The organism is Hallella multisaccharivorax DSM 17128 (assembly GCF_000218235.1).
In the GTDB taxonomy this organism is placed as follows: Bacteria; Bacteroidota; Bacteroidia; order Bacteroidales; family Bacteroidaceae; genus Prevotella; species Prevotella multisaccharivorax.
On the sequence record NZ_GL945017.1, the window covers coordinates 2418737 to 2437532 of the forward strand.

The following is an 18796-nucleotide window of genomic DNA, read 5'->3' on the forward strand; positions in this document are numbered from 1 at the left end:
TAAACACCCATGGACAATAAGAAAATACGTGTGGCATTAACCCACGGCGACACCAACGGCATAGGCTACGAGCTCATCTTCAAGGCTTTCGAGTCTTCGATGATGTTTGACATCTGTACACCTGTCATCTATGGTTCACCCAAGATAGCTACTTATCATTGCGACGCGCTTGGCATCGACAAGAAAATGTTCAGCATCATCTCCAACGCTTCCGAAGCCAAAGACAACCGCATCAACCTTCTCATGGCATTTAACGAGGACATCAAGGTCGACCTTGGCATGCCGTCACAGGACGCGAGCCGTGCAGCCATCAAAAGCCTTGACCGTGCCATCACCGACTATAAGGAAGGCCTTTTCGACGTCCTCGTCACCGCACCAGTGGAGGAAGACAACATGCATGTTGACGGGTTCAACTTTCCCTGCAATGAGAGATTCATTGAGAGCTGTGTCTCCGGCAACAAGAAAGGCCTTGACATCCTGGTGAGCAACTCCCTGCGCCTGTCATCTCTCACGGGCGACATCGCCCTGCGCGACGTCCCTGCAGCCATCACGACGGCATGCGTCATAGAGAAAGTGGCCATGCTCTACACCGCCCTGCGCCGCGATTTCTGCATTGAGAGCCCGCGCATTGCCGTGCTGGCGCTCAATCCCAACGACTCAGAGGCCCACCCAGGAAAGGAAGAGCAAGAGATCATCACGCCGGCATTGCAGAAGCTTTCCGACACAGGCGTCTGTGTCTTCGGCCCTTATCAGAGTGAACGGTTCTTTGCCAATGGCGACTTCATGGCCTTCGATGCCGTCCTCTCCATGTATGAAGACCAGGGACGCGCGCCCCTGAAGGCTCTCAACCCTGACGGCAACGTGCATTACTTAGCAGGACTTCCCATCATCAGCACGTCACCCGATGTCACCCCACGATACGACATTGCAGGAAAAGGAAAGGCCGATGCACAGGCTATGAGAAACGCCATCTACCTTGCCGTGGACTGTTTCCGGAGACGCACTGCCTTTGATGCGCCTTACGCCAACCCCTTGCAGAAGATCTATAAGGAGCGCAAGGACGAGAGCGAGAAAGTGAGATTTGCCATCCCCAAGAAGCGGGCACCTCACAAAGACGCGGGTAAGAGAGAGGAGAATGACAGCAGCGCACAGTCTGCCGCCACTACGCATACAGAAACGACAGCGTGAAGAAAAAATACCAGAACGCGTTTTTCATCTTCGGCGTCGTAGTGCTCGCCGTCATGGTGACGCAGCTCGATTTCGCCCAGGTGTGGCAGGGATTGAGCCATGCCGGCTACTGGTTTCTCGTCGTCATGGCACTGTGGGCGGCACTGTATGTGCTCAACACCACCTCCTGGTTCATGATTATCAAAGGCGTGTGTCAGCATTCTGATGACAGTCTTCCCAAGGTCAATGCCCGTCACCCTGTCTCCCTGCTGTGGCTCTACAAAGTGACGGTGTCCGGCTTCGCGCTCAACTATGCCACCCCTGGCGGCCTCATGGGTGGCGAGCCTTACCGCATCATGGAGCTTGCACCGAAGATAGGCACCGAGCGCGCTTCCTCATCGGTCATCCTCTACGCCATGACCCACATCTTCAGCCATTTCTGGTTTTGGCTGCTCTCTCTGTTGCTGCTCTTAGTCACCCATCCGATAGGCGTGGCGCTGTGGCCTCTGGTGGCGGCTACGGCGGTTTTCTGTGGGTTAGGCATCTGGTTTTTCATGACAGGCTACCGCAAGGGAATGGCCAACAGGCTGATGAACTTTCTCCGGCATATCCCTTTCGTCAGCCGCTGGGCACGCCCGTTTATCGACCGGCACAGGACACAGCTCGACACCATCGACCAGCAGATAGCGGCCCTGCACCGGCAGACACCTGTCTTTTTCGTATCCTCCGTACTCCTGGAACTCGCTTGCCGCGTGCTCTCGGCATTGGAGATTTTCTTCATCCTGCTGGTTCTCATGCCCTCGCCAAGCTTCCCCGACTGCGTCCTCATCCTTGCCTTTACCTCTCTTTTTGCCAATCTTCTTTTCTTTCTTCCTCTACAGCTTGGCGGCCGTGAAGGCGGTTTCCTCATGTCGTCCACAGCACTGGGGCTGTCGGCCTCCGCCGGCATCTTCGTGGCACTCATCGTGCGTCTCCGCGAGTTGTTGTGGGTCGGCATTGGCCTGTTGCTCATCAAGATTGAGAAAAAAGAGGCAAAGCCACAGCCGTAACTCCCGATGGCTTTCCGAAGCTCCATGGGAGAGAAAACGGCTCTGTGTCACGCTCCACAATCCTGACTATATTGCCTGCTTCGCGATGACGGCATAAAGGCGTTGCGTCTACACCGTAAAGGCAACGCGTCTACGGCGTAAAGGCAACGCGTCTACGGCGTAAAGGCAATGCGATTACACTGTAAAGGCAACTGGACTTTGATAAAAATCTGCACTGAAATACTTTCGTATAGTTATTAAATACATAGGCTACTCGCCTGTTCCTTCTTTGCGTTACGATCATTGATTGGGTCGGGGGCAAGGGTGTGAATAGGGCTAAGATTCTGAAAAGGACGAAAAATAATCTGTCAGAATTGCAGCCGTTACGGAAAAAAGATGTAATTTTGTCACCCAATGAACACAACAGAACTGCAAAGAATCAAACAACGCTATAACATCGTGGGTAACTGCGAGGAGCTGAACCATGCCCTTGACGTGGCACTGCAGGTGGCACCAACCGACCTGAGCGTGCTCATCGTCGGTGAGAGCGGCGTGGGTAAGGAGATCATCCCGCGTGTCATCCACGACAATTCGCCCCGGCGAAGGGAGAAATACTTTGCCATCAACTGCGGCTCCATCCCTGAGGGCACCATTGACAGTGAGCTCTTCGGCCACGAGAAAGGCGCTTATACGGGGGCTATCGGTGAGGCCGACGGCTATTTTGGTGTCGCCAACAAAGGCACGATCTTCCTCGACGAAGTGGGTGAGCTGCCCATGGCCACGCAGGCCAGGCTGCTCCGTGTCTTAGAGACAGGCGAGTATATCCGTGTGGGAGGCCAGGAAATCCGGAAGACCGATGTGCGCATCGTGGCGGCAACGAATGTCAACATGCGCAAGGCCATCTCGGAGGGGCGCTTCCGTGAGGATCTCTATTACCGCCTCAACACCATCCCTATCCAGATGCCGCCGCTGCGGGCCCGTGGCGAAGACATTCTGTTGCTCTTCCGCCTCTTCGCCATGCAGATGGCAGAGAAATACCGGTTGCCAAAGATCACGCTCAGCGATGACGCCAAACAGCTCATGCTGCGATATAAATGGCCGGGCAACGTCAGGCAGCTGAAGAATATTACTGAGCAAATGTCGGTGCTCTCCGAGAAACGTGAGATCAGCGCCGAAGACCTCAAGCGTTTCATCCCCGAAGATCCTGACTCTACAGAGCTTGCCACTATCAATAAACCCGGGCAGCACTCGTATGAGAGTGAGCGCGAGATTCTCTATAAAATCCTTTACGAGTTGCGTGGCAATATCTCCGACCTGCGGCGCGACCTCACAGGGATGCGCAAGCAGATTGATGAGGAGCGCGAGCTCAGGCAGGCGGGCATTAACCACGGCATGATAGGCGAAGAACCGCATATGCCGGCTGTCGTGGGCAGCAACTATGCTCAGAGCCGTCCGTTCGACCAAACGTCGGCAATGGATGCTGTGGCGGAGGAAATCAAGGCCGAAGAGCCGGAGAGCCTCAACCTCAACGACCTCAGCCGGCAGATGCTTGAAAAGGCATTGGAGAGAAACAATGGCAACAGAAAGAAAGCGGCGCAGGAGCTTGGCATCTCCGACCGGACACTGTACAGAAGAATTAAGCAATATGGCCTCGATAAGAAAGATTAACGTCTCTGTGCTCCTCATGCTCGCCATTGCCCTACTCACGGCATGCAGCGTGAAGTACGGCTTCAACGGAGCCAGCATCGACTATACGAAGACAAAGACCATCCAGATTGCCGATTTCCCTATCCGCTCCAGCTACGTGTGGGGACCGATGGGGCCGATGTTCAACAATGAGCTCAAGGATGTCTTTGCCAATCATACGCGTCTGCGGCAAGTTAAGCGCAATGGTGATCTTGTCATAGAGGGCGAGATCACCCAGTACTCACAGCGCAACAAAGCGGTGTCGAGCGAGGGCTACTCTGCCCAGACCGAACTGTCCATGACCGTCAACGTGCGATTTACCAATAATATCAACCACAAGGAAGACTTTGAGAAACAGTTCACCTCCACCAAGACCTATGAAACCACGCAGAGCCTGGCCAGTGTGCAAGAGGAACTCGTCACGCAGATGGTCAAAGACCTCACTGATCAAATATTCAACGCAACGGTTGCCAACTGGTAATCCTCCCCACTATCGGCAAGAATGGATATAGCGCATCTCATACATCACCCTGAACAACTCGACCGCGACACGCTCTATGAGCTTCGCGGACTATTGGCGTTGTACCCTTATTTCCAGTCGGCAAGACTGCTCCTCTTGCAGAACCTCTTTCTCCTGCACGACCCGACCTTCAATGAGGAATTGCGACAGGCGGCACTCTACATCACCGACCGCCGCGTGATTTTCGACTTAGTGGAAGCCGGACACTATCAGCTACCGAAAGCGCGGAAGGAGCCAAAGGCTGCGGATACGGATAAATTGCTGCACGAAGACCGGACCATCTCGCTCATCGACGACTTTCTCGACTCCATCCCAGAAGAAGACCGTCCCGACAAGCAGAAGCGGAAACGGAAGCCCACACCTGCAGACGCCGCTATCGATTACGTCTCCTATCTCCTCGAAACAGAAGATGAGGAGGAGCGGAATGAGGAGAGAAGAGCTCCACAGATGAAAGGGCAAAGCCTGATAGATGACTTTATCAACCATGAGAATGGTAAAATAAAACTCAAGGAAGAACCGGAGTATAAACCCATCATAGAAGAAGATAACGCTGAGACGGGAAACCATGAAGGCGAGAGCTATTTTACGGAGACTTTGGCCAAGATCTATATCAAACAAGGCAGATATGAGAAGGCTTTAGAAATTATTCAACGATTAAATTTGAATTATCCGAAAAAAAATACTTACTTTGCAGACCAAATACGTTTCCTTGAGAAACTTATACTCAATGACAAAAATAAAAAACAATAATAAGTAAAGAAAAATGTACACATTATTTATCGTACTCATTGTACTGGTGTCTCTACTGATGATCTTCATCGTGCTCATCCAGGAGTCGAAAGGTGGAGGTCTTGCCAGTAATTTCTCGTCTACCAACGCAATCATGGGCGTGCGTAAGACCACCGACTTCATCGAGAAAGCCACATGGGGGCTTGCTGCTGCGATGGTGGTTTTCAGCATTGTCTGTGCCTATACGGCTCCACAGGCCGCGACCAGCGAGAGCGTGCTTGAGCGCTCTGCCACTAAGACGCAGTCCACTAATGCGGCCAACACGCAGGGCTTCGGCGCCGGTCAGGCTCCCGCGCAGGGCCAGCAAGGTCAGCAGACTCCCGCGCAGGAAGCACAGAAGGCACCGACAGTACCGGCTGCTCCTGCTAAATAATCAATATATTTTTAAGAAACAGAAAAGAGGATATCCCGTGAGGGTATCCCTTTTGCGTTTCCATTGAGACAGCATGCAGAGCCGGTCGTCATACGAAGACTTATTCAAGCGTACCTATCCGAAACTCTTCTTTTACGTTAAAGGCATTGTAGGAAACGATGCCGATGCTGAAGATGCGGTAGAAGAAGTGTTTGCTGACCTTTGGCGCAGACGCGATGAGGTGGAGTGGTGCGACAAACTGGAAGCCTACCTCTATCGGGCTGTCCTCTCACGGGCCATCAACATCTTGCACAAGGCGAACCATAGTGAGGAGCAGCTGTCCTTGCTCATTGCCATCAACGACCGGCGAATGGCCTATCTGGAGAGTGAATGGGGCAACCCACAGCATGATGTCGAGATGGCTGACATTCGCCAGGCCATCGAAGAGGCTGTCATGGAGCTTCCTGAGAGGTGCCGGCAGGTGTTCCAAATGAGTTATATCGACGGCCTGGGCCATCAGGAGATCGCGGGGAAGTTAGGGATCTCTGTGCGCACAGTGGAGGTACATATTTATAATGCCCTTCGCATGCTGCGTAAAAAGCTGGACGGAAAGAGAAACTTATTGAGCATTATTTTGTGTTGCTTATAAGTAGTTAGACGCTCTCAGTTGTTTTAGAATTATACGGACAAGCCATATCATCATCACCGCAATTCAAAGAGTTGTGATATTATCATGGAGTTGAACGATGAAATACTGATCAGATTCCTCAACGGAGCATGCGACACGGAGGAGCTTCAAGCAGTGACCGACTGGTTGGCTGCAGACTTGTCCCATGCCTATGCGCTGTTCCATCTGGAGTCAGTTTGCCGCTCTGCGGAAGCCTCTACCATGAGCTCCCGCGAGGTATCGCTACGTCTCCGCTCCCTGATGCGGCGCCTTGAGGCAGAAGACTTGAGAAGGCAACGCGCCATCACCCGCCGTCGTTGGTGGCGTTGGGCGGCTGTCGTGGCCGGAGTTATCTTCTTAGGTGCCTTGGGCTTTTGGCTTTCAGGTTCTAACAGTCCACTTCATGCGTCCGATATGCTTATCGCCAGAACAACTGGTGACAAGCCACGTGTCGTCCGTTTGGCAGACGGCAGCGCTGTATGGCTCAAGGCCGGTTCCGAATTGCGATACCCACACAGATTCAGTCAGAAGGAACGGCGGGTAGAGTTGCAGGGCGAGGCTTATTTCGAAGTGACAAAAAACCGGTATCAGCCTTTCGTGGTTTCCGGCAAAGCCGTAGACGTGAAGGTATTGGGAACAAAGTTCGTCTTCTCCATTAATGGCAATGGGCATTTGGCAACAGTAAGCCTCATTGAGGGATCTGTAGAAGTGAGAGATGTGAAGCGTGATGCCCGGCTCCTGCTCAAGCCCCGTCAGCGCGTCACGCTCAATACGGTAACGGGCCAACAGCGGGTGGAAAATATGGATACTCGTCTGGCTGCAGCCTGGCACAACAATCTGATACCTTTTACCAATGCCAATGTCAAAGACATAGCCCACACACTGGAGCAACTCTATGGCGTGAAAGTGAACGTGTCTGATAACGTTGACCTTACGCAAACATTTTCCGGTGCCGTCTTTCTTGCCCCAAATATCGATTCGGTATTGTCGCTCATCAGGTCGACCGTACCCATCAACTACCACCGTCGTGGCAGCGAAGTGTGGATCACATCGGATTGATCCACTGCCTGCAGCCTTATACTGTTAAGATTTCAGCTTGTGAATAGAGATAATGATTTGGCAATAGTCCCAACTTCTGCATTATACACAATGTTTACTTGTCAAACAATTGAACGAATTGACTCCAAACGGTGTGTAAATGCTTAATTGATTCACACACCATTTGTTAATGCAATTCAATTACTACCAAGGCTCTATGATGGTATTTTTACCATCATATTTTATTTTAATCAAATGGATGCCCATTTTTTCTGTGGGATAAATTGTCTTGTTAGCATATTCTATGGATTTAATTCGTATACAACTGCCACCCAAAATGGCAGTGTCCTTTGATGATGTGAAACTAAAGTTCACAAGCATAGGCAATTTTGTTCCTTTGATATTCATTACCAAGCCTACGGTTCCACTCCCCTCTGTTTTATCCTCATTAAACTCCATAGATTTCATCTCAGGCAAATCTACACTGAAGTTAAGCATTTTTACTCCCTCATAATCGACAATATATATTTTCGCTTTTTGCTTTGAATTCTTTCTGATAACAGAAAAAACAGAAAACTCATCATCGGCAAGCAATTCTACATTATCCATAGGCTTGCCTTGTCTATCTAATATTGAGACAAAAAGCGAGTTCCAAATAGTAGATGCAAGTTCTGGGCTGTAGTATTCTTCATCTTTTGTGCAAGAGCAAAACACAGTCGAAACAAGAAGAACACTAAAAAGCATTTTGAGGGTATTCATAATAGCTTAAATTAATAAACATTTTTGGCTGATATTTCAAATAATAAGATTTCTTGGTGTCGAGTGAAAACCAAACATCTTACTTTAAAGAATAATAAGCATGTATAAACGATTCTTGGACGAGGTCACTCACCGTGTCCTCGTCCTCTTGGGTAATCCTTGTGCAAACATTTCTCATTTTTTGAGAATAAGCTTCATAAACAGTTTTTAAAGCGTCAGCATCCCCTGCCTTAACTCTTTCTATTAGCTTTTCTATCTTCATGTTGGGTGTGCGAGATTATACACATTATATATATAAAATACGTGGAAAAGCGAAAATATTGCGTAAGAAACCGTTAAAAATGCTTATTAGGGCGTGTTTCTGCGAGGTAATGGTTTGAGAGCGTTTCTATTTCATTAATCTGTGTTTTTCGTAAATTCTCGTCTATGCCACTTAATGCCAACGACTGCCACAACCCCTTGAAACTCAAAATAAAGGCATCATTCTACTATTTTTTTTGCTTTTTTAGGCGTTCTTTTCTAAAAAAGTAGCTTTTCTTTTAAGTAGTTTTTCCTGTTGTCTTGTTAGAATAGAGAACGACGGTGGATAACCATCAAATCGTTTGCTATGCAGTTTTATTAATGTACCTAAAATAGCCTCTATGAGTCAAGTACCATTTAAAAGCAAGAGATGGGCAAAAGCGATGCTTGCCCTTCTACTGGTTTCAGCTCCGTTTCAGTGGGTTCATGCGCAGATTACGCTCAACAGCTCCAAGACCCAGTTGAGAACCATCATCCAAAAAATCAAACAGCAGACCAAGTACGAGTTCTTCCTTGATGACCGTCTGGCCAGTACCACAGTTCCGGCCATCAAGGTAAATAACGCCTCCATCCAGGAGGTGCTGTCGCGCTTGTTGGCAGGGAAAGATGTGACCTATCGCATTGAAGACGATGTAGTCTATCTTAAAAGGAAAGAGGATCGGGAGCAAGCTACACCCAAGCCCCAGCAGCCAAAAGGAAAAGCCACGGCACGCAAAGTGTCAGGGACCATCCGCGATGAGCATGGGGAACCGCTCATTGGAGCCACAGTGAGTGTGGTGGGGACCAATCAGAAAGCCATCACCGATATTGATGGTAACTATGTGATCACTACCGACAGCTCCAATCCTGTGCTTTTAGTGTCTTACATAGGCTATCAGGACAAGGAGTTGCGTGTGAGCGGTGACAATGCTGACCTGACCCTTCTTCCCGATGCCAAGTCGCTCAATGAAGTAGTTGTCACCGCCTTGGGTATCAAACGGGAGCAAAAGGCCCTGAGCTACAATGTGCAGCAGGTGAAGGGTGACGAACTGACAAAGGTGAAGAGTACCAACTTTATGAACTCGCTTTCTGGAAAGGTAGCCGGCGTCACCATCAATGCATCATCAGCAGGAGCGGGTGGCGCCACAAAGGTGGTGATGCGTGGCCCGAAGTCTATCTCACAGTCCAATGCCGCACTCTATGTTGTCGATGGCGTACCCATCAACAACACTTCTTCCGGCAGCGTTGACGGCGGCGTTTACTCTGCACAACCAGGCTCTGAAGGTATTGCCGACATCAACCCTGACGACATCGAGAGCATCAGCGTGCTCAGTGGTCCGGCTGCAGCCGCCCTCTATGGCTCAGCAGCAGCACAAGGCGTCATTATGATTACGACCAAAAAGGGAGCCGAGGGAAAGGTGAAAGTAACGATCAGCAACAGCTCACAGTTCTCCAATCCCTTTGTCATGCCGGAATTCCAAAACGAGTATGTCAACGCTCCTGGCAGCATCCTCTCCTGGGGTAATAAGGAAAAATCGGCTTTTGGAGACTATAATCCGAAGGACTTCTTCAATACCGGTACCAACATCCAGAATAATGTCTCGCTAACCACAGGCAGTAAGAACAGCCAGTTGTATCTTTCTCTTGGTACAACCAATGCCAAGGGAATCATTCCCAACAATGCTTATAACCGTTATAACGTTATGGTAAGGAATGTGACCAAGACGCTCAACGATAAGCTCACGCTGGACTTTAATTTCCAGTATGTACGTGAGAACGACCGCAACCTCATGGCCCAAGGACAGTATTTCAATCCGCTGACTTCCGTATATCTCTTCCCCCGTGGCGAGAGCTTTGACGCTATTCGCACTTACGAGCTATACGATGATACCCGTGGTATTTATACGCAGAACTGGAATTTAGGCGATGCTCTTCACATGCAAAACCCATACTGGGTAGCTTACCGCATGCCGCGCACCAACCGCAAGAACCGCTACATGGTGAATGCCTCGGCTAAATACCAGGTTTTCGACTGGCTTGACGTTACCGCCCGCATGCGTTGGGATGACGCCATGGCCAAACAGGAAGACAAGCGTTACGCCTCCACCATCGATTTGTTCGCACATTCTAAATATGGCTTCTATAGCTATGACAAGATCAACGACCGTAGTCTTTATGGAGACCTGATGGCAAACATCAATAAGCGCTGGACAGACTGGACACTCTCGGCCAACCTTGGCGCATCGTTGTCACGATATAAATATGACGCTACCGGCTATCAGGGCGGACTGAAAGCCCCGTCAAACATCTTTACGCCCAACGCCATTGACTATGGCAGCGTAACCAACGACAACCGCCCTATCTATTCATATTCACAACACAACATCAACTCACTCTTTGCCAACGTGGAGATGGGATGGAGGAGCATGCTTTATCTGACGGTTACAGGGCGCAACGACTGGGACTCGGCACTTGAAGGTACCGCACAGACGTCTTTCTTCTATCCTTCAGTGGGCCTGTCGGGAGTCATCTCGGAGATGGTCAAACTGCCCGCATTCATCGACTACCTCAAAGTGCGTGGCTCATGGGCATCGGTAGGCTCGGCTATTCCTGCTAACATCTCTTCGAAAAACCGCTATGAGTATAATCCTGCTTCAGGGACATACAGCAGTGTGACCTACAAGTTCCCCGATAAGTTTTATCCAGAGCGTACCAACTCCTGGGAGGCAGGTCTGTCTGCACGTCTGTTCAACAGCGCCGTGACACTTGACCTCACATTTTATCAGTCGAACACCACCAAGCAGACCTTCCTGCTCGACATCACTTCGGCCGGTGGCTATAATAAAGAATATGTTCAGACGGGAAACGTGCGCAACCGAGGTATTGAGCTTTCGTTGGGTTACAACAAGTCCTGGGGCGAGTTCTCATGGAATCCGACACTTACCTACAGTATGAACCGCAACAAGATTATCAAGCTTTTCGATGATCCCGACCGCGTACTCTCCATGGGAGGCCTGTCCGGATGCGAAATTATTCTGAAAAAGGGAGGCACCATGGGCGACGTGTATACTACGACAGACTTCCAGCGTGATGCCGACGGCAATATTGCAGTGAACGACGGTAAGGTGGTACAGCGCACACTCGACAACCCACTTTATCGTGGCAGTGTACTTCCTAAAGGCAATCTCGGCTTCTCAAATGAGTTCCGTTATAAGGGTCTCAATCTTGGTTTCCTCATTTCAGCACGCTTTGGCGGTATTGTAATGTCGCAGACGCAGGCCATCATGGATGCATACGGTGTTTCAAAACGCTCAGCAGAGGTGCGCGGCAATGGCGGTGTAGCGGTCAATCGCGGTCTTATCAGCGCAGAAAACTACTATACGATCGTAGGCGGAGAAAGTCCTATCTGGTCGGAATATATCTACAGTGCTACCAACGCACGGCTGCAGGAGGCACATCTCAGTTATACCTTCCCAAAGAAATGGCTCGGTGATGTAAGCCTTACAGTTGGGCTGGTGGCACACAACCTCCTCATGATATACAACAAGGCGCCATTCGATCCAGAGTCGGTAGCCTCCACCGGCACTTACTACCAAGGCTTCGACTACTTCATGCAGCCCAGTCTGCGCTCATGGGGTTTCAATGTCAATCTGCAGTTCTGACAATATGACTTTATCTTTAAAGAGAAATAATCCATGAAAAGAATCAATATAAATATCCGAAAACTGACACTCGTAGCCGCCTTCGCAACTGTGGCAGTAATGGGATCATGCACCGATGGCTTTGAAGATGCCAACCGCCCAGGCAATAAGACTAATGCTGAGGAACTCGGCCGCGACAACTATATGTCCGGAAATTTTCTTATCAACATGCAAGACAACGTGTTCCCCGAACAGGAGAATGCCTACCAAATGAACTACGACCTCATTGGTAACTATTTAGGGCGTTATTTTACATATGCCAACAATGGTTTCGCACAAAAGAACTTCGTACTAAGCAATGCTCCTGAAAACTGGGCGGCCTATCCTCTGCGCGACATGAAGCCGAAGATAGAGTCCAATTTTGAGGAAATCAGACGCATCAGTCATGGAGAGGGACTCACATACGCCCTCGCACTCATTCTACGCGCACAGGGTTACCTGACACTGACTGATATGTATGGCCCACTGACAATTGGTGCTGATGACAACGACGCCAACGCCTATTCCTCTCAGAAGGATGTCTACAAGCGCATTCTCAGCGATTTGGATTCTGCCACTGCTATGATGGCTCCTGTCGTATCAGCAAACCCTTCCGTAAAGTTTGCAGAGGAATATGACCATGTGTATCATGGCACGCTATCTTCATGGCTGAAATTTGCCAACTCACTCAAGCTCCGTATGGCCATTCGCATGCGTTTTGTAGAGCCTGGGCTGGCTAAAAAGATTGGTGAGCAGGCTGTTAAAGATGGCGTCATCACAAACAATAGCGATAATCTCACAATCACCTATACACCTAACGGACTTTACAAGACCTCGGTGGAATGGGGCGATACCCGTGCTTGTGCTGATATTGAGACCTACATGAATGGTTATCATGATCCGCGCATAGAGAAATATTTTTCATCGCCAGCCACATCCGGACCTCGAAAGATTATCGGTATGCGGGCCGGTGCCAACGTCGGTAACAAGGCTATGGCGGATGCTCTTTATTCTGCTGCTAATGTTAAGCAGAACGACAATGGTATTTGGATGACAGCTGCAGAGGTGACTTTCTGCCGCGCAGAAGGAGCGTTGGCCGGATGGACAGGCATGGGCGGGACTGCCGGTGAACTCTACAATCAAGCTGTTACCCTCTCCTTTGAGCAATGGGGTGTCTCCGGTGCCAGTACTTACCTCAACAATGACTCTGACAAGCAGGCTGATTATTTGAATGTAGAGGGCGGCTATGGCAGCAATGCCTCGGCTGTGAGCACCATCACCGTTAAATGGGATGACAGCGCCTCGGAAGAAGTAAAATTCGAAAGACTTATCACCCAGAAGTGGATAGCAATGTTCCCCAACGGACAGGAGGCCTGGTGCGACTTGCGCCGCACAGGATATCCCAAGGTTTTTGCGCCGGCACAAAGCTCAGCGGCCAACCTGAGTGTTGCTAACCGACTACCTCTCGATCCCAAGGAGCGTGTACGCAACAAGACAAATTATGACAAGGCTGTGCAACTTCTTGGTGGGGCTGACGACTATGCCACGAAAATGTGGTGGCAAAAAAAGTAAACCCTACAATCGTCTCACTTAAATGGAAAAGAAGAATATGAAAAGATATATCAGAACATTCTGTCTCATGGTGATGGCCATTACAGCGCTGACAGCTTGCAGTAACTGGACAGAAACGGAGATAAAAGATCCCGCTGACCTTGTCAAGACTGACCGTAGTACGGATTACTACCAACGGTTGAAAGCCTATAAGGCATCCGACCACGCTGTGGCTTTCGGATGGTTCGGCAACTGGACAGGTAACGGCACTAAATTGGAGAACTGCCTCATGGGACTACCCGACAGTGTGGACTTTGTGTCAATCTGGGGTAACTTCAAAAACATCAGTGACCAGCAAAAGGACGATCTCAAACAGGTGCAGCAATTGAAGGGTACTAAAGCCCTCATCTGCTTCATAGTCATGGATATCGGTGATCAGATTACGCCAGAGATGCCTCAGTCGGAGATAGACAAAGGCACCTCCTGGGATGAATGGCGCCACCGGTTCTGGGGTTGGGGAAGTGACTCCCAGTCACAGCTCGCTGCAACGGAGAAGTATGCCAATGCTATCTGCGATACCATTGAGAAATACAACTACAATGGTTTCGATCTCGATGCGGAGCCCGACTACGCACAGCCTTTTAATACCAATAAAGAGCTGTGGACTCACAGCGAAATCATGGACTGCTTCGTGGAGACCATTTCCAAACGGATTGGACCGGCATCAGGCACAGGCAAGATGCTGGTGGTGGATGGGCAGCCTGAGCGCATACCAACTAAATATGCCGACAGGTTCAACTATTTCATCCTACAGGCCTATGCCTCTTCTGCGGACCAAGATCTTGATTCGCGTGTGGCCATACAATATGACCATTATAAAAATGTGTTGAGTGCTGAGCAACTTGCTAAAAAGATAATCGTTTGCGAGAACTTTGAGAGCTACGCTTCGAATGGCGGCGTAACTTACACACTAAACGATGGAACAAAGGTGCCCTCTCTGCTTGGTATGGCTTACTGGAATCCCACAATCAATGGCCGAAAATACCACAAAGGCGGCGTAGGCTCCTACCACATGGAGTATGAGTACGGACTGGCAGGTATCGTCAACACCTATCCCTACCTTCGCAAGGCCATTAGCATTATGAATCCTGTCATCAAATAAATCTTTAAGTAAAAACGAAAATATGAAACGATATAGATTAATGTTGTTGAGCTTGGGTGTCGCATCCCTTCTGCTGTACGGTTGCGAAGATGCCGACTACTCCGTACTCAGCGACCAAGCTTTCTTCGCGCAGACTCAAACCAATGGGAATAGCAGCGAGAAAATCACCATTGGTAACGAGCCTGTTACCACTGCACTTAACGTCAGACTGTCCAACCCTACATCGGAGCCTTGCTCATTCGAAGTGGTGGTCGATACGGCCGTACTCGGCAACTTTAACCGCCACAACACAACTTCCTATGTTCCCTTACCGGAAGGTCAGTATAGCATGGCGACTAAGAACATAATGGTAGATGCGGGAACCTCGTTGTCTGCACCGCTGAACATTACATTCAATCCTTTGACCGCTGGAATGAAGAATAGTGGAGCAAAATATGCTTTGCCTTTGAAGCTTGTCAGTACTGATGGCAAGAAGGATGTGCTCAATTCGGGCAGTAGCATGGTCATACTGCTTGATCAAGTCATCTATACCCCTGTACCAATCTTGAACAGTTCCAACAACTTTAAGTTCAAGTGGGCAGCAAACGGTGATAACATCGAGTTGAACACATGGACGGTAGAGATGAATGTCAACATCAGCCTGTTAGGAACACAGGTTGGACAATTTAACAACCAAAGTATCTTTGGTGGATGGGGCTCCAACGGCAAGAACGGAGAGATCTACATTCGCTTCGGCGATGCGCCCATCAAAGGAAACATTCTCCAAATCAAGACACAGGGAACACAGATGAATAGTCGTATGGAATTCAAGGCCAACACATGGTATCACATTGCATTCGTCTGTACGGGTACGACGCTGAACCTATATGTCAACGGACAGTTAGACAACAGTATGACATTGCCAGGAAAAACGGTTTGGCTCGGCGCAGAGAACTGCCAGATGGGTAACCAGGACTACCTCAAGGCCAATGTGATGGTGAGCGAATTCCGCCTGTGGACCGTAGCCCGCAGTCAAGGAGAGGTGGCTAATAACATGTATGTCATCAATCCTGAGAGCAAAGGCTTGTTTGCTTATTTCAAGTTCAATGAGGGCAGAGGAAATGAGTTTGCCGACGCAACAGGACACGGCAATAGCTGTATAGCCAAAGGCACTACACAATGGATACCAAATGTACGTATTGACGGTAAATAATTAAAACCAATGAAAGCATTTCACATTATCAGAATATCTCTCCCTCTCATATTGGGAGCTGTACTGCTCCAATCCTGTGACGACGAGCCCGCAGTGGGTACACCGCTCAATCCCGTTACTGAGGATAACTACGGAGCTAAAGTATACATCTATCAAAGTGGGGCCAAGACCAACACGACTGATATTACTGTGGTTCAGACTCCTGTCAATATAATCCTGCCCCCAGATACCATTGATGTGTATGTTAACCTCACCGTACCTGCCCAGCAAGATGTCTCAGTCTCTCTGACTCCTGATGAGGCTGCAGCTGCCGCCTATGGCGACAATACCACAGCATTGCCTGCAGCTGCCATCAATGTTATCAATCCGACCGTGGCCATCAAAGCCGGCGAGTATCGTTCAACAGAGCCCGTACATATAACGCTCAAGGACGACGATGCCCTTAAGGCCTTTCAAGGACAGGGCGTGGCTATACTCAAATTGTCGACAACATCCAAAGAGGTGACACTGGCCAAAGAGTATAATAAGTACAAGTTGCTTATCCATAAAATCACAACCAATCTGCGCTCACAGTCTAAAGCTGAACTGGCCAAACTCACAAAAATTGATATAAATAATTATAGGGTGGAGGTCAATGGATATGAGACAACTGGCTTAAACGACAACAACACTTCAACCGCCTACGATAACTATGGTCCCTATGAGGTTGTCATGCAGCTCGATAAGCCGCATAACATCAGCGGGCTATCCTATCAGTTCGGATATGACAGCCCATATTATTCACCGTCAGTAATTGAAATTCTCACCAGTGACGACGGGACGAAATGGACGAGTCAGACCAATGGAGAAGTGAATGATAGTTATGGACCTTCATCCAGTACCGATATCGTGCCATGGGTGTTCTACAGCACAGTGAAATGTAAGTATGTGAAGTTGCGTTGCGTAAAATGCCCATACGGGGTGTGGTACGGAAATGACTACAACATGCCAGCATTGTGTGAGGTCAATCTTTATGAATAAGATAGCTAAAATCGTTTGCCGGCATTGGTAAGGCTGATGCCGGTAAGCGATATGAGATCCTCCTGATAATAACTATTGTTAGGTAATTATTTTTTGAAAATAATCGCGAAAATGTTTGGAGAAACAAAATAATTAAAGTAACTTTGCACTCACCTTCTGATAGGAAGCATATCTTTAACATGGTGGGTGTAGTTCAGTTGGTTAGAGCGTCAGATTGTGGTTCTGAATGTCGTGGGTTCGAGTCCCTCCTCCCACCCTGCCAAGAATAAAGCGGGAATCCTTTATAGATAAGGATTCCCGTTTATTTTTTGTATGTGCTTATGCCTATAAATACCTCATGCCTACAAGGCAAACTATTCATATCCATCTGGAGTATGAATAGTTTGCCTCGTAATAAAGATTTCATCTTATGGTCTTGATAATCCACATGCTCACGCATGGCTTGTCGGACTTCATCACCAATATGCCAGCGCCGGCATTCAGCAGCCCCCTGTGAGTTTACCGCCCAGATAATCCATTTGGCAAAACTTGGCATACACTTCGAAACGATTGGGAATCTGCTCTCCCATGATACCTGCAACACCACTGGCATAGAGCTCTGTCGGATGCCACCAGCAGTAATACCAAATATGATCTTCTTACCCTTCAGAGCCTCGCCTATGCTGCCGTAAGCCCATCCATATGCGAACGTCTCCTCCCACCAACGCATGATGAGAGAAGACATAGAGTACCAAAAGAGTGGAGACTGGACAATAATCATATTCGCATCAAGGAGAAGGAGCTTCCTCTGCTCCGTCCTCACATCATTTTTGAAGTTCAGGATACAACTCGGCAAGATTATCAATCTCCAGTCCGTGAATAGCCATTGTCAGTTCATTGACAATCGCCTTGTTAGCCATCGACAATTCAGAACATACCTGTAACTAACAATACCCTTCTCATCATAATAACAAAACGATAAGAAATGATAGTCAATCTTTAAAAAAGGGGTGTAAGAATGTCTGCCAATTGCTCTAAATTATACTGGTCAGCAGAATCAAAAGATCCAAATGACTCACTATCCACATCAATAACGGCTATTACCTCATCTCCACGGAATATGGGTACAACAATCTCTGAGCGAGACCGAGATGAGCAGGCAATGTGACCGGGAAATTGGAGCACGTCAGGAACTATCACCGTCTGTCTTCCCTTCCATGCCGTACCACAGACTCCCTTACCCTTCTTTATCTCATAGCAGGCTACAGGCCCCTGGAAAGGACCTAATTTCAACGTGTCGCCATCAACAATATAGAAGCCAATCCATGAATAATATGGGAAGGACTCTTTAAATAAGGCCGTGACATTAGCCAAAGCGCCTATATGGTTATCAATACCTACTATTAAGTCCTTCGCCTGAACCAAAGCCTGCGAATAGTGCGCTTCCTTATCAAAGGCAGCAGAGTTGTTACAAGCTACATTGCCCATAATTCCATATTTCTTATGCGTCATAGCGATCAACGTCAGTTAAATTAGCTATATAATGATTATGTAAGAATACTGCAAAGATAGTGTTTTTTCTATAAGAATACTTGCCTTTAACCGTTAAAATTAGCTGACAATGACTCTGGCAAAGTAACATTCAGATTGACCTTCATGTAGAAGAATGCAGTCAATAACACATCATTGAAGAAATGGAATCACTATAACTGACAACCAAAAGAGCCCAGTGAACATTTCTGTCCTCTGGGCTCTTATGAAAGGAGGCAGCTGCCTACTCTCCCGCATTGCATTGCAGTACCATCGGCGCAAGCGGGCTTAACTTCTCTGTTCGGAATGGGAAGAGGTGGGACACCGCCGCAATAACCACCTGATGTGTCTTACGTCATCGCTGACGTGTGTAAGGTGACATAATCGGCAAGCAAAA

The 18796-nt window shown here is 48.6% G+C and carries 17 protein-coding genes, 1 tRNA gene and 1 rRNA gene; 14 read left to right on the forward strand and 5 right to left on the reverse strand.

The features are described 5' to 3' along the window. Positions 1-9: 9 nt before the first annotated feature. From PREMU_RS10475 to PREMU_RS10510, 8 genes are all read left to right on the forward strand, one after another. Positions 10-1188, forward strand: coding sequence for a PdxA family dehydrogenase (locus PREMU_RS10475; protein WP_007575184.1), 1179 nt, complete (start codon positions 10-12; stop codon positions 1186-1188). Continuing rightward, entirely contained in the window at positions 1185-2216 is a 1032-nt protein-coding gene (locus PREMU_RS10480; protein WP_007575186.1) for a lysylphosphatidylglycerol synthase transmembrane domain-containing protein, read from the forward strand. The genes PREMU_RS10475 and PREMU_RS10480 overlap by 4 nt, the downstream gene beginning before the upstream one ends. Positions 2217-2609: 393 nt before the next feature. Then, positions 2610-3863, forward strand: coding sequence for a sigma-54 interaction domain-containing protein (locus PREMU_RS10485; RefSeq protein WP_007575187.1), 1254 nt, complete (start codon positions 2610-2612; stop codon positions 3861-3863). Then, the gene (gene lptE, locus PREMU_RS10490) at positions 3841-4362 is read left to right on the forward strand and encodes an LPS assembly lipoprotein LptE (RefSeq protein ID WP_007575189.1); all 522 of its coding nucleotides are present in this window, start codon (positions 3841-3843) and stop codon (positions 4360-4362) included. The genes PREMU_RS10485 and lptE overlap by 23 nt, the downstream gene beginning before the upstream one ends. Before the next feature lie 21 nt (positions 4363-4383). Further along, on the forward strand, positions 4384-5151 hold the full coding sequence (locus tag PREMU_RS10495) for a hypothetical protein (protein WP_007575192.1): 768 nt from the start codon (positions 4384-4386) through the stop codon (positions 5149-5151). Positions 5152-5164: 13 nt separating this feature from the next. Then, the gene (gene secG, locus PREMU_RS10500; protein WP_007575193.1) at positions 5165-5563 is read left to right on the forward strand and encodes a preprotein translocase subunit SecG; all 399 of its coding nucleotides are present in this window, start codon (positions 5165-5167) and stop codon (positions 5561-5563) included. A gap of 73 nt (positions 5564-5636) precedes the next feature. Then, on the forward strand, positions 5637-6191 hold the full coding sequence (locus tag PREMU_RS10505; RefSeq protein WP_007575195.1) for an RNA polymerase sigma-70 factor: 555 nt from the start codon (positions 5637-5639) through the stop codon (positions 6189-6191). Between the two features lie 84 nt (positions 6192-6275). Continuing rightward, the gene (locus tag PREMU_RS10510) at positions 6276-7268 is read left to right on the forward strand and encodes a FecR family protein (RefSeq protein ID WP_007575197.1); all 993 of its coding nucleotides are present in this window, start codon (positions 6276-6278) and stop codon (positions 7266-7268) included. Between the two features lie 183 nt (positions 7269-7451). On the opposite strand, the gene PREMU_RS10515 is transcribed toward PREMU_RS10510, so the two are convergent. Next, complete coding sequence (locus PREMU_RS10515; RefSeq protein WP_007575199.1) at positions 7452-8006, reverse strand: hypothetical protein; 555 nt, start codon at positions 8004-8006, stop codon at positions 7452-7454. A 79-nt stretch (positions 8007-8085) separates the two neighbouring features. Further along, positions 8086-8268, reverse strand: a complete 183-nt coding sequence (locus PREMU_RS10520) for an RNA polymerase sigma factor (protein ID WP_007575202.1) — start codon at positions 8266-8268, stop codon at positions 8086-8088. Positions 8269-8647: 379 nt separating this feature from the next. Here PREMU_RS10520 and PREMU_RS10525 point away from each other — a divergent pair, with 379 nt between their 5' ends. The 6 genes from PREMU_RS10525 (at position 8648) to PREMU_RS10550 (ending at position 17147) form a co-directional block, all read left to right on the forward strand. Further along, on the forward strand, positions 8648-11947 hold the full coding sequence (locus PREMU_RS10525; protein ID WP_007575204.1) for a SusC/RagA family TonB-linked outer membrane protein: 3300 nt from the start codon (positions 8648-8650) through the stop codon (positions 11945-11947). A gap of 33 nt (positions 11948-11980) precedes the next feature. Beyond that, positions 11981-13537 carry a RagB/SusD family nutrient uptake outer membrane protein gene (locus PREMU_RS10530; RefSeq protein ID WP_007575206.1) on the forward strand — a complete coding sequence of 519 codons (1557 nt, stop codon included), beginning with the start codon at positions 11981-11983 and terminating at the stop codon, positions 13535-13537. Between the two features lie 37 nt (positions 13538-13574). After that, positions 13575-14678 carry a glycoside hydrolase family 18 gene (locus PREMU_RS10535; RefSeq protein ID WP_007575207.1) on the forward strand — a complete coding sequence of 368 codons (1104 nt, stop codon included), beginning with the start codon at positions 13575-13577 and terminating at the stop codon, positions 14676-14678. 22 nt (positions 14679-14700) lie between these two features. Further along, positions 14701-15870 (forward strand): DUF1735 and LamG domain-containing protein, encoded by a 1170-nt coding sequence (locus PREMU_RS10540; protein WP_007575209.1) that lies wholly within the window; start codon positions 14701-14703, stop codon positions 15868-15870. 9 nt (positions 15871-15879) lie between these two features. After that, positions 15880-16890 carry a discoidin domain-containing protein gene (locus PREMU_RS10545; RefSeq protein ID WP_007575210.1) on the forward strand — a complete coding sequence of 337 codons (1011 nt, stop codon included), beginning with the start codon at positions 15880-15882 and terminating at the stop codon, positions 16888-16890. 181 nt (positions 16891-17071) lie between these two features. Continuing rightward, positions 17072-17147: transfer RNA gene (locus PREMU_RS10550), tRNA-His, on the forward strand. A 44-nt stretch (positions 17148-17191) separates the two neighbouring features. Here the strand turns inward: PREMU_RS10550 and PREMU_RS14210 are convergent. From PREMU_RS14210 to rrf, 3 genes are all read right to left on the reverse strand, one after another. Continuing rightward, positions 17192-17650: an NAD(P)H-dependent oxidoreductase gene (locus PREMU_RS14210; RefSeq protein WP_244863882.1), complete on the reverse strand. Its 459-nt coding sequence runs from the start codon at positions 17648-17650 to the stop codon at positions 17192-17194. A 218-nt stretch (positions 17651-17868) separates the two neighbouring features. Then, on the reverse strand, positions 17869-18381 hold the full coding sequence (locus PREMU_RS10560) for a GAF domain-containing protein (RefSeq protein WP_007575212.1): 513 nt from the start codon (positions 18379-18381) through the stop codon (positions 17869-17871). A gap of 249 nt (positions 18382-18630) precedes the next feature. Next, a 5S ribosomal RNA gene (gene rrf / locus PREMU_RS10565) occupies positions 18631-18743 on the reverse strand. Between the last annotated feature and the right edge of the window lie 53 nt (positions 18744-18796).